General features: G+C 61.2%; 11 protein-coding genes. 7 read left to right on the top strand and 4 right to left on the bottom strand.

Annotation, left to right across the window (positions count from 1 at the left end; translation table 11 throughout):
* Window positions 1-232: 232 nt before the first annotated feature.
* From rlmD to Q5H93_RS16045, 4 genes are all read left to right on the top strand, one after another.
* Window positions 233-1,642, top strand: coding sequence for a 23S rRNA (uracil(1939)-C(5))-methyltransferase RlmD (gene rlmD, locus Q5H93_RS16060; RefSeq protein WP_305007619.1), 1,410 nt, complete (start codon window positions 233-235; stop codon window positions 1,640-1,642).
* On the top strand, window positions 1,642-1,929 hold the full coding sequence (locus tag Q5H93_RS16055) for a hypothetical protein (RefSeq protein WP_305007618.1): 288 nt from the start codon (window positions 1,642-1,644) through the stop codon (window positions 1,927-1,929). Before rlmD ends, Q5H93_RS16055 begins: the two co-directional genes overlap by 1 nt.
* 11 nt (window positions 1,930-1,940) lie before the next feature.
* Entirely contained in the window at window positions 1,941-2,315 is a 375-nt protein-coding gene (locus Q5H93_RS16050) for a hypothetical protein (protein WP_305007617.1), read from the top strand.
* A gap of 168 nt (window positions 2,316-2,483) precedes the next feature.
* The gene (locus Q5H93_RS16045) at window positions 2,484-3,410 is read left to right on the top strand and encodes a hypothetical protein (RefSeq protein WP_305007616.1); all 927 of its coding nucleotides are present in this window, start codon (window positions 2,484-2,486) and stop codon (window positions 3,408-3,410) included.
* 72 nt (window positions 3,411-3,482) lie between these two features.
* Here the strand turns inward: Q5H93_RS16045 and thiL are convergent, their stop codons facing one another.
* Both thiL and Q5H93_RS16035 read right to left on the bottom strand, forming a co-directional pair.
* Complete coding sequence (gene thiL, locus Q5H93_RS16040) at window positions 3,483-4,511, bottom strand: thiamine-phosphate kinase (protein ID WP_305007615.1); 1,029 nt, start codon at window positions 4,509-4,511, stop codon at window positions 3,483-3,485.
* A 177-nt stretch (window positions 4,512-4,688) separates the two neighbouring features.
* Window positions 4,689-5,834: a T9SS type A sorting domain-containing protein gene (locus Q5H93_RS16035; protein ID WP_305007614.1), complete on the bottom strand. Its 1,146-nt coding sequence runs from the start codon at window positions 5,832-5,834 to the stop codon at window positions 4,689-4,691.
* Between the two features lie 197 nt (window positions 5,835-6,031).
* On the opposite strand from Q5H93_RS16035, the gene Q5H93_RS16030 reads away from it, so the two are divergent.
* The 3 genes from Q5H93_RS16030 to Q5H93_RS16020 all read left to right on the top strand — a co-directional run bounded on the left by Q5H93_RS16030 (window position 6,032) and on the right by Q5H93_RS16020 (window position 7,817).
* Entirely contained in the window at window positions 6,032-6,619 is a 588-nt protein-coding gene (locus tag Q5H93_RS16030) for a TetR/AcrR family transcriptional regulator (RefSeq protein ID WP_305007613.1), read from the top strand.
* A 168-nt stretch (window positions 6,620-6,787) separates the two neighbouring features.
* Window positions 6,788-7,405 carry a hypothetical protein gene (locus tag Q5H93_RS16025; RefSeq protein ID WP_305007612.1) on the top strand — a complete coding sequence of 206 codons (618 nt, stop codon included), beginning with the start codon at window positions 6,788-6,790 and terminating at the stop codon, window positions 7,403-7,405.
* Window positions 7,406-7,598: 193 nt separating this feature from the next.
* Entirely contained in the window at window positions 7,599-7,817 is a 219-nt protein-coding gene (locus Q5H93_RS16020) for a hypothetical protein (RefSeq protein ID WP_305007611.1), read from the top strand.
* A gap of 63 nt (window positions 7,818-7,880) precedes the next feature.
* On the opposite strand, the gene Q5H93_RS16015 is transcribed toward Q5H93_RS16020, so the two are convergent.
* Window positions 7,881-9,623 (bottom strand): M3 family oligoendopeptidase, encoded by a 1,743-nt coding sequence (locus tag Q5H93_RS16015; RefSeq protein WP_305007610.1) that lies wholly within the window; start codon window positions 9,621-9,623, stop codon window positions 7,881-7,883.
* 132 nt (window positions 9,624-9,755) lie between these two features.
* Window positions 9,756-10,847: a ferredoxin--NADP reductase gene (locus Q5H93_RS16010; RefSeq protein ID WP_305007609.1), complete on the bottom strand. Its 1,092-nt coding sequence runs from the start codon at window positions 10,845-10,847 to the stop codon at window positions 9,756-9,758.
* Between the last annotated feature and the right edge of the window lie 176 nt (window positions 10,848-11,023).

Genomic DNA, 11,023 nt, shown 5'->3' with positions numbered 1-11,023 from the left:
CCACCGCCTGCCAGTATGTTCCCACCACCGACCAGACCTCTCCCACCGCCTGCCAGTATGTTCCCACCACCGGCCAGACCTCTCCCACCGCCTGCAAGTGTGTTCCCACCACCGGCCAGATGCTCCCCACCACCGGCCGGCAGGCTCCTACCGCCTGCCAGATGCTTCCTACCACCGGCCGGCAGGCTCCTACCACCGGCTAGGCCATTCCCTGCCCTATCTTTGCTCTCGAATGAAAGCTGATAAAAAAATACCCGCCGAGGCCCTCCTCAACGTCGAAATTCAGGACATGGTCGCCGAGGGCAAATGCCTCGTCCGCGTGGGCAACCTCGTGATTTTCGTCTCGCAAGTAGCCCCCGGCGACGTGGTGGATTTGCGCGTCACCAAGTCCAAAAAGAGCTTCCTCGAAGCCGTGCCCGTCAAGTTCCACAAGTATTCCGAGCTGCGCGTCGAGCCCTTCTGCCAGCACTTCGGCACCTGCGGCGGCTGCAAGTGGCAGCACCTGGGCTACGACACCCAGCTCAAGTACAAGCAGCAGCAGGTGGTGGATACGCTGGAGCGCATCGGCAAAGTCGAGCTGCCCGAAATCCCCTACATTCTCTCCTCGCCCCAGCGCACCTACTACCGCAACAAGCTCGAATACACCTTCAGCTTCAACGGCTGGCTGACGAACGAGCAAATCCAGAGCGGCGAAGACTACGACCGCCGCGTGCTCGGCTTCCACACCCCCGCCCGCTTCGATAAGATTATCGACGTGCAGCACTGCCACCTCCAGCCCGAGCCCAGCAACGAAATCCGCCTGTTCATCCGCGACTACGGCCGCCAGCAAAACCTGCGCTTCGGCAACATCGTCAAGCAAACCGGCAACCTGCGCAACCTCATCATCCGCACTGCCCAGAGCACCGGCCAGATTATGGTGCTCCTGCAGTGCTACCTCCCCCACCACAGCATCGAGCCCCTGCTGGATGCCGTGTACGAGAAGTTCCCGCAGATTACTTCCCTCAACTACGTCCTCAACAACAAGGGCAACGAAACCTTCCACGACCTCGAAATCGTGAATTATAAAGGCCTGCCCTACATCGAGGAAGAAATGGAAGGCCTGCGCTTCCGCATCGGCCCCAAGTCGTTCTACCAAACCAACTCCGAAGGCGCCTACAACCTCTACAAAGTAGCCCGCGACTTCGCCCAGCTGCAAGGCACCGAGCTGGTCTACGACCTTTACACCGGCACCGGCACCATCGCCCACTTCGTGGCCCGGCAGGCCGCCAAAGTCATCGGCGTCGAATACGTCGAGCAGGCCGTGGCCGACGCCCGCCTCAACGCCGAGGTGAACAACATCACCAACACCGAGTTCTTCGCCGGCGACATGAAGGACATCCTCACCGCCGCCTTCACCGCCCGGCACGGCCACCCCGACCTCATCATCACCGACCCCCCCCGCGCCGGCATGCACCCCGACGTCGTCCAGCGCCTGCTGGAGCTGCGCTGCCCCCGCATCGTCTACATCTCCTGCAACCCCGCCACCCAGGCCCGGGATTTGGAAATGCTGGATTCGGCGTATAAGGTGACGAAGGTGCAGCCGGTGGATATGTTCCCGCACACGCACCACGTGGAGAATGTCGTGCTCTTGGAATTGAAGTAATGCAAAGCTACCGCCCCCAAATTATCTGGCAAGGAACACCAGTAGGCATCTTTGACGAGCCGCAGCCGGACATGGCTTACTTAGAAGGCCGTTTGCTGTTGAATCAAACTGCTGCTGCTGCCTCTTTTGAAGCAGCAGCTTCACAACTCAATCCTCGTGAAGTCATGTTTAATTTTGATAAGGGTTTAAAGATTGAACTGCAAACCGAAGACGGAGAGACAACGCATGCCGTAGTTATTGCATTAGACGGCCAATCTCTCTTTGTCAGAAGAATGGCAGGCAACTAAACTATTAACAAATGGACTACTTCAACGACCCCGAACTAAACGGCAAATACCTCGGCACCATCACCAAGGATTTCGCCACCGTGAGCGACACGCTGCTCGAAGCCTCGGCCCAGATTCGCAAGCGCGACATCAGCCGCTACCCCATCTTCGTCTTCGCCAAGGAAAACGTCAGCCTCGGCGGCCTGCTCATCAACGCCGACGAGCAGCAGCTCGAATGGCACGTCTTCGCCAGCTACCTGGAGCTGTTCGTGCAGCAAGGCATCGTCAGCGCCGAGGGCGTCGAGGGTTTCCAGGCCACCTACAAGGATGCCGACGAGTTCTGCTGTTTGTTTGTACTGGACAAGGAGTTTACGAACTTCGTATTCGTGCCTTACCCCGAAGACTAACGGCCAGCCGCGAAGTGGCGACACGCTGGTAGCAGCCAGCTCCCCAAGTAACCAGAGCCGCAAAGCGGCGGCACTTCCTCCGGGCGAAATGTGCCGCCGCTTTGCGGCTCTATCGTTCTCTTCGTGTTATTTCTACCAACATGTCGCCGCTTCGCGGCTCAAGGTTCTATGAAATTTCTTCTTGTTCCCCTGTTCCTCGCCCTCAGCTGCTCTTCGGCCCCCGGCGAAAAGCCACCCGTCAAAGCCGCCCCGCTCCCCGCCGGCTTCGGCGCCTACTGGTTTCAGGGCAAGGCCGAGCTCAGCAGCTACACCCTGGAGCAGGCCCGCTACGGCGAAATCCACCAGGGCGAGGCTGTGCTCATCTTCGTGACGGAAGATTTCTCGCGGAGCAAGCAAGTCAAGCTCGACGACCCGACCACCAATCCCGACGACCGGCTGCCCGTGCTCAAGCTCAATTTCGAGAAGAAATTCCTCACCGGCATCTACCCCTACTCGCTGCTCACGTCCACCTTCACGCCCCTTGACCAAAGCCCGACCGTGAAGGTCAGCACCTCGGTGCAGGAGTGGTGCGGCCACATCTTCACCCAGCTCAACCTGCGCCGCAAGCAGTACCACGTCTCCCTCAAATCGTACTTCGAAAGCGAGGGCGACCGCGAAACCGACCTGCCGATAACGACGCTCGAAGACGAGCTCTGGAACCGCATTCGCCTCAATCCGGCGGGCTTGCCCGTCGGCGCGGTGCAGCTGGTGCCCGGCACCACCTACACCCGCCTGCAGCACCAGCCCCTGCAGGCCGAAGCGGCCACCGCCACGCTGGCGGCCGCGCCCGGCACGCCCCGCTTCGGCACCACCAGCCCCCTGCAGGCCTACACCCTGAAGTACCAGAGCGGCCGCCGCCTAGTCATTTATTTCGAACAGGCTTTCCCCCACCGCATCCTCGGCTGGGACGAAACCTACCTCGACCGCGCCGGCAGCAAAACGCCCCGCGAACTGACCACCCGCGCCACCCGCCACCGCACCCTGCAGCTCGATTACTGGCGCACGCACCACCATGAGCACCTGGGCTGGCGCGATTCGCTGGGCTTAAGAAAGTAGCGCGGACTTTGCAGTCCGCGAGTCTGAACGTTTGACGGACCACACTCGCGGACTACAAAGTCCGCGCTACCATTAAAACGCCGTCCAGCCCTGCGCCTGCAGCGGCACGGCCTGCCCGCCTTTGGTAATCAGATTCACCGCGTCATCCCGCTCCGTCAGGTGGCCGATGACGGTGATATCGGGGTGGTTTTTAATCTTGGCATGGTCGGCCACCGGCACCGTGAAGAGCAGTTCGTAGTCCTCCCCGCCATTCAGGGCGCAGGTGATGGGGTCGAGGTTGAATTCGGCCGCCGCCTCCAGCGTGGGGTTGGCCAGGGGCAAAAATTCCGAAAACAGCCGCGCCCCGGTGCCGCTGGCTGCGCACAGGTGCATCACTTCCGAGGCCAGCCCATCCGAAATATCAATCATGCTGGTGGGCGTCACGCCCAGCTCGCGCAGCTCGTGGATGATGTCGAGCCGGGCCTCGGGCTTCAGCTGGCGCTGCACCACGTACTCGTAGTTGCCCAGCTCGGGCTGCGTCTCCGGGTCGGCCAGGAAGGCTTGTTTCTCGCGTTCCAGCACCTGCAAACCCAGGAAAGCCCCGCCCAAATCGCCGCTCACGCACAGAATATCCGTCGGCTTGCCGCCCGAGCGGCGCACGGCCTGCCCGGCCGGCACCTGCCCCAGCGCCGTGATGGCCAGCGTGAGCCCGCCCCGGCTGCTGGTGGTGTCGCCGCCCACCAAATCGACGCCGTAGGCCTCGCAGGCCAGCCGCATGCCAGCGTATAATTCCTCAATGGCCTCCACCGTGAAGCGCGGGCCCGTGGACAGCGCCACCACAAGCTGGGTGGGCTGCGCGTTCATGGCCGCAATATCCGACACGTTCACGGCCACGGCCTTATAGCCCAGGTGGCGCAAGGGGCAAAACATCAAATCAAAGTGAATGCCCTCCACCAACAAATCGGTGCTCACTACCACCTCATGGTCGGCCGCCGGGGCGATAATAGCCGCATCGTCGCCGATACCGAGCACGGTACTGGGCTGGCGGTGCTCAATTTTCTGCTGCAGGCGGCGGATGAGGGCGAATTCGCCAATGTCGGAAAGGGGAGTCAGGTCGGCCATGTTTTCAATGAATAAGTAACGATGAGCAATTAACAATTTAGGGCCCTTTCCTTTCTGGCTGCAGAAGCACAAACTGCTACTTGCTCACGGTCCATTGCTAATTGCCCCCAAAGGTACGCTCACAAAAAAAGGGTGGGAATTGCTTCCCACCCTTTTAGTAATAGAACCGTTTGGTGCTTATTGCACTACCAGCTCTTTGTAGATTTTCAGCGAGCCATCGGCGCTCAGAATCTGTACGAAGTACAGACCGGCTTTCAGGCCCGAGATGTCGAGCTTGATTTGCTCCTGACCAGCACCTTTAGCCTGGCCGGCAATGCGCTGGCCCAGGTTGTTCAGCACCACCACGCTGCCAACTTTGGCATTTTTAATGTCGACGGTAGCAGTGCCGTGGGCAGGGTTGGGATAGATGCTGATGTTGGAGTTGAATTCAGCCAGCCCAACCGACAGGGGAGCTCGCGGGCCAGTGTAGTCGAGGTGGTCGCCAAACCGGTTGTACAGCTGGCCGCCGGGGTTCGAAGTGCCGCCTGGGCCGTTAAAGGCCGTCGAATACATCAGCCACTCGTCGGCGATGTTATAGCCACCGGGGTTACGGGTAGGAGGCGTCACGCCCGGCGTCTGCTGGGGCAGCGGGTTGGTACGGATGCCGGTTGAGACGTCCGGACGGCGCTGGATGGTCTGGTTGGCCGACGACACGAAAACCTGCGTGGGGGGCGTGCCGGGGATGTCGTCGAGGGGGTTGGTGCCGCTCCAGTTGCCACCCTGGTTGCCGTTGGCCAGCAGCGGGCGCTCACCAATCACGCCAATCAGGTCGATGATAACACCGGTGCCCTGACCGGCTGTCGTGGGGTAGCGCACCAGGGCCACGGCATCGTCGCCGTTGAAGTACGATACGTTGCCGGTGGTAGCGCCGCCCCCCGAGATGTAGTTCGGGCCGTTAGAGTTGTAAGGTGTGCCCCCAAACTGATTGGCCGCAGTCCGCAGGTCCGTCAGGGTAGCCTCGCCATTCGCGTACACGAACGTAGTCGAGGGGTTCATGGTATTGGCCCCAGTGGTACGCATCAAACGCTCTTCGTCAACCGGCGTGAGGCTACCGTTGGAGTAGCGGCGTACCGAGTACGGTGCCAGATTTACGGTGGAGGTCGTCGGGTTGAAAATCTCGATAGCCCGCTCGTTACCGGTCGAGTTGGCAGCGCCGCCGTAGTTCACGCCGCTCTGGTGAGCACCTTCGGCATATTCGGAAAAGAACAGTTCGTTGCCCTGAGCTTGAGCAGCGCCGGCCACCAGCATCATCGCCGAGGCAAGCAGGTAGTATTGCTTTTTCATAAAAATGGGGGAAATGGAGTCTAAGCCAGGGCAAAGATACGTGGTTTTCGCCGCATGGTTGGTTATGAAATGATGAAGGGCGGCCAAAATCGGCAGCAGAAACAGATTGAACTTCACCAATAATACATTCTCGCTACCCCGCTCTGGCCGGCTCCCGGCTCCCGGCGCAGCCTATCTTTGCCTACCTACTGCTGCTTATGTCTGCCCCGCCCTTATCCCGCAAAGCCCAGATTGACCGCACGGCCACGGCCCTGTTTCGGGCGCGGGGCTTTGCCGCCACCAGCATGCGCGAGCTGGCCACGGCGCTGGGAATAGAAGCCGGCAGCCTGTATTCGCACATCAAATCGAAGGAAGAAATCCTGCACCGGGTATGCTTCGCACTGGCCGAGGAGTTTTTTGTGGACTTCACCCGGGCCACGGCCGATGCCACGCTGCCCGTGGCCCAACGCCTGCGGGCGGCCGTGGAAGCGCACGTGCGGGTGCTCACCCGCGACGCGGCCGCCTCGGCCGTCTTTCTGCACGAGTGGCGGCACCTGAGCGAGCCCGCCCGCACGGAGTTTCTGGCGTTGCGCGACAAGTACGAGGCTGGTTTCCGGCACTTGGTGGAGCAGGGCGTGGCCCAGCACGAGCTCCGGACGCCCGACCCCGCCTTTGCGGCCCTCACCCTGCTGGCCAGCCTCAACTGGCTGCCCAGCTGGTACCGCCCCGGCGGCAAGCTGGGCCCCAACGAAATTGCCCACCGCCTGGCCGAGCAGCTGCTCTACGGCCTGGAAGTCAGGAGCTGATTACTGGGCTGCTGCCGGCGCGTACTAATCCGGCCAGGGCCGCGTTCAAAGCACGACTCCGTCGAACCTGATTTTCTGAAGTCAGCGAATTATTTACCGTCGTCCGATTTATCTGCGGCCTGCCGGTGTTATTCTTGCAGTCCCGTAATTTCTCACGCTCTTTTTTCAATGAAGTCCCTTTCTTCCACTTTCTCCCTGAAAAGCCTGCTGGCGGGCGCGTTGCTGGTAGCGGCCTGCGCGGCATCGTGCAAGCACGAAGGCAGCAAAGCCGCCCTCAATCCCGCTGCCACCGCCGAGGTGAAAGCCCAATTTGACCAGCTGAACGACACGGTGGCCGTGCGCTGGCGCGATATGATGGAGAGCGACGACCAGAAAATTGGCGTTATCCGCCTGCTGCTGCGTGAGCTGCAGGCCCAGCCCGGCGCCGATGCCGCCCAGCTGCAGGCCTTGGGCAAGGCCAATGCCCGCCTCAAAACCCTGCGCTACAACCAGCAGACCATGAGCAGCTCGCCCCTCATCGACCGCTACGACGCGGCCCAGGATTCGCTGCTGCACGCCCTCTACCCCGTGGCTGCGCCCGGCGGGGCCGCCCCCACCGAAAACGCCCGCAACTTTGTCGAAGGCATTCAGCAGATTGACGAAGGCGTGGTGGGCTACCGGGTGCAATACGACCGCGCCGCCCGCCAGTACAACAATTACCTCAAGCTGCATCAGGAACAGCTCGAAACGCTGGGTGGCAAGTATGAGGAATTGAAGCCATTGCCGCTGTTTGAGCTGGCGGAGTAAGCCCGGGCCGGACAGCCGATGCAACGGTATTGATAGTTAGCCGGTCGTAGCTGCAGACTTTACTCCTTACAACCAGATGGCTACTACTTTCTCTTCTACACAGCTGATATGGGCCAGCCTTTTAAGCCTGATGCTATGCACCAGTGCTTGCCACAGTTGCAATCCGGAGCCTAGTTGCTCAACCCCAGCCACGGTGCGCGACCTTACCGGCCTTGATGGTTGTGGCAAGGTATTGGAGCTAAGCGACGGTCGGCGCCTGGAACCCACCGGCGCACTTTGGTGGAACTTCAACGCCACCGACGGCCAGCAGGTGTTTGTTGATTATCGCCCTGTTTCGATGGGAAGTATCTGCATGGTGGGCGAAACCGTCGAACTGACCTGCATCAGTCCAGCTACAGCTTCTAAAAACTAATCCGGCATAAAAAAGGCCTTCTCATTATTGAGAAGGCCTTTTTTATAAGAAGTCGGCAGAACCTTACAACTTTTCCATCTCGTCGCGCACGAAGTCGGCCAGCATACACAGGTAGTCGGTGCTAAAATCGAAGCGGATGCCGGCAGCGGCGTAAATATCGCCGATGGGCGCGGTGTAGCCCAGGGCCAGGGCGCGCTTGTAGGCGGCCAGGCCGGCGGCGGCATCCTGGCGGTAGTTGCGCCACACGGCAATAGCGCCGAGCTGGGCCATGGCGTACTCGATGTAGTAGAAGGGCACTTCGTAGAGGTGCAGCTGCTTCTGCCACAAATAAGGCTTGAAGTTTTCGAGGCCGTTCCAGTCCACGGTGCGCTGGTTGAACTCATCGAACAGCGCCACCCATTTGGCGTGGCGCTCGGTTTCGCTGTGCTGCGGGTGCTCGTAAATCCAGTGCTGAAATTTGTCGATGGTGGCCACCCAGGGGAAGGTTTCGAGCACGCCTTCGAGGTGGGTTTTCTTGGCCCGCCGCAGGTCGTCGGGGTTGGGGAAGAAGATGTCCCACTGGTCCATACTCATCAGCTCCATGCTCATGGAGGCCAGCTCGGCTACTTCGGACGGCGGGTGCTTGTCGGCGCCCAGCGGCAGGCTGCGGGTGAGGAAGCTGTGCACGGCGTGGCCGCCCTCGTGCAGCATTGTCACCACATCGCGTAAGGAGCTGGTAGCGTTCATGAAGATGAACGGCACGCCGGTTTCATCGAGCGGGTAGTTGTAGCCGCCGGGGGCTTTGCCCTTGCGGCTTTCCAGGTCGAGGTGGCCCATGGTGCGCATGGTGCGCAGGCAGTCGCCGAGGTAAGGGTCGAGGTTCTGGAAGACGGTGATGGTTTTTTCGAGCAACTCGTCGCCGGTGCCGAAGGGGCGCAGCGGCGGCTGGCCGCTGGGGTCCACGTCGAGGTCCCAGGGGCGCAGGGCGGGCAGGTTGAGGTCCTGGCGGCGCTCTAAATCAATGTTATCGATGAGCGGCACCACCGTTTCGCGGATGGCGGCGTGGAAGTTAAAGCAGTCCTGCGGCGTGTAGTCGAAGCGGCCCAGGGCAGCAAACATGTAGTCGCGGAAGTTTTCAAAGCCGGCGTTCAGCGCCACCTGGTGGCGCAGCTGCACCAGCTCGGTAAACAGCTCATCGAGCGGCTTGGAATCCTGCAGGCGGCGCTGCTGAATGGCGCGGTAGGCCGTTTCGCGCACCATGCGGTCGGGGTTTTTCAGCCGGTCGGCGGCCTGGGGCAGGGTCAGCTCCTCGCCGTCGAGGGTCACCGTCATGGCGCCCACGGTGGCGGCGTACTGCTGCTGCTTGGTGCTGATGTCGGTTTTGAGCGGGATGTTTTCGGCCCGGTAAATTTCCGAAGCCCGGCGCACTGAGCGCAGAAATATGTTGTAGCGGCTGGCATCGAGCCCGCTCAGGTAGGGCGAGGCCAGCATCTTCTCGTTCAAGGCGTGGTCGTAGGGCGCCACCTGCGGTTCCACCTCATTCACAAAGAACTGAAAAGCCTCCGAGCGCTTCGCATCCTGCGTATCGCAGGTCATGTGGATGTAGCGCCAGGCCAAATCTTCACTGAGCATAGACTCCAGTTCGGAGCGGTCGAGCAGCCAGCGTTCCAGCTCGGTGGCCGAGTGCAGAGGCCGGTCGCGCAGCTCGGTGAAGAAGGATTCCAGCCCGGTCCAGTCGGTTATGTGGAAGTCTTCGGGCAGGTAGTGGCGGGGCGGCCGGGACGTATTGGTGGCCGAGGCGGTATCTATTTCAGGGGCAGTTATCATCGGAGGAAGGTTTACGGTGACGCCAGCGGCATGGCCACTTACGTGGGCGCAAATAAGCAATTTTGTTACAAAAAAAGCGGAACGAGGCTGCTCTCGTTCCGCTTTTAACTGATTTTTAACGAGTGCAGCACACTAATCAATCTCAATCACCACGTCGTCCGTCATTGGGTGACCCACGCACACCAACACGTAGCCCTGCTTGATTTCGGAGTCCGACAAGCCTTCGCGCTCGTCGAGATGCACTTTGCCGCTCAGGCACTTGCCGCGGCAGGCGGTGCAGAGGCCGGCCTGGCACGAATACGGCAGGTCGATGTCCTGGTCGAGGGCGGTTTCGAGGATGGTCTGGTGCGGGGGCACTTTGATTTGGTACTCGCTGCCTTCGTAGTGCAGCGTCACGAGGCGGGTGCCGTCGGTGCTGTCGGCGGGGCTGGTCGATACGTCGCCATGGGCCTGAGCGGCTTCGGCGGTTTCGGTGGCGGCCACGAAACTCTCGCGGTAGATGCGGGCGGCGGGCACCAGCAGCAGGTCGAGGGCGGCGCGGGCCTCGTTCATCATGCCGTCGGGGCCGCAGAGGTAGAACTCGCATTGCGGGGCCGGGAAGTCGCGGCGCTGCTCCAGAATGTGCAGCAGCGTGGTGCGGTTGAGGCGGCCGGTGTGCTGGTGGCTGCCGCCGGCGCGCAGCGGCTGGCTGTAGACGTGCTCGATTTGCAGGCGGCTTTGGCTGCCGGCTTCCAATTGCGCGAGCTGGTCTTTAAAAATCACCGAGTCCTCGTTGCGGTTGCCATACACGAGCAGCACACGGCTCTGGGGCTCCTGGCGCAGCACGGCTTTGAGGATGGACATGAGCGGGGTGATGCCCGAGCCGGCGCCCACCAGCACCAGCGCCCGGCCGGCGCCGCCAGCGTTGGGCTGCAGCACGAAATTGCCCAGCGGCTCCATCACTTCTATTTGCTGGCCCACGCGCACGGTGTCGAGCAGATAATTACTCACGAGGCCGCCCACCACGCGTTTCACCGTCACGGACAAGCGCGGAGCTTCCTGCGGGGTGCTGCTGAGCGAGTAGGCGCGGCGCTCCTTTTTACCGCCGGGGCCGCAGGGCAGGATGAGGGTCAGGAACTGGCCGGGCTGGCTGGCCAGGGGCTGGCGGTCGGGGCGCTCCAGGTGAATGGTAACGGCATCGGGGGTTTCCTGGGTAAGCGCAACGACGGTCAGGGTGTGGTACATGCGGGGGATTGAGGGGTTGAGGGTGGGGGGGAATGAGGGAGACGAAAAAGAAGGTTTTATCCTTTCTCGCCGGCCTCTTTCAGAGGTAGTATCTACGAAAACCAGCCGCAACTGGTGCTACAAAGGTAACTTGCCACCCGCGCTACGCTGCCGACTGGCTTCATTCAGTCGTTCGC

The organism is Hymenobacter aranciens (assembly GCF_030580865.1).
GTDB classification, from domain to species: Bacteria; Bacteroidota; Bacteroidia; order Cytophagales; family Hymenobacteraceae; genus Hymenobacter; species Hymenobacter aranciens.
This window is presented reverse-complemented; position numbering and strand designations above follow the sequence as displayed.

What these genes read in the sequence shown, in the direction of transcription:
- rlmD (WP_305007619.1), top strand. Translation starts at nt 233, where the DNA reads ATGAAAGCTGATAAAAAAATACCCGCCGAGGCCCTCCTCAACGTCGAA.
- Q5H93_RS16055 (WP_305007618.1), top strand. Translation starts at nt 1,642, where the DNA reads ATGCAAAGCTACCGCCCCCAAATTATCTGGCAAGGAACACCAGTAGGC.
- Q5H93_RS16050 (WP_305007617.1), top strand. Translation starts at nt 1,941, where the DNA reads ATGGACTACTTCAACGACCCCGAACTAAACGGCAAATACCTCGGCACC.
- Q5H93_RS16045 (WP_305007616.1), top strand. Translation starts at nt 2,484, where the DNA reads ATGAAATTTCTTCTTGTTCCCCTGTTCCTCGCCCTCAGCTGCTCTTCG.
- thiL (WP_305007615.1), bottom strand. Translation starts at nt 4,511, where the DNA reads ATGGCCGACCTGACTCCCCTTTCCGACATTGGCGAATTCGCCCTCATC.
- Q5H93_RS16035 (WP_305007614.1), bottom strand. Translation starts at nt 5,834, where the DNA reads ATGAAAAAGCAATACTACCTGCTTGCCTCGGCGATGATGCTGGTGGCC.
- Q5H93_RS16030 (WP_305007613.1), top strand. Translation starts at nt 6,032, where the DNA reads ATGTCTGCCCCGCCCTTATCCCGCAAAGCCCAGATTGACCGCACGGCC.
- Q5H93_RS16025 (WP_305007612.1), top strand. Translation starts at nt 6,788, where the DNA reads ATGAAGTCCCTTTCTTCCACTTTCTCCCTGAAAAGCCTGCTGGCGGGC.
- Q5H93_RS16015 (WP_305007610.1), bottom strand. Translation starts at nt 9,623, where the DNA reads ATGATAACTGCCCCTGAAATAGATACCGCCTCGGCCACCAATACGTCC.
- Q5H93_RS16010 (WP_305007609.1), bottom strand. Translation starts at nt 10,847, where the DNA reads ATGTACCACACCCTGACCGTCGTTGCGCTTACCCAGGAAACCCCCGAT.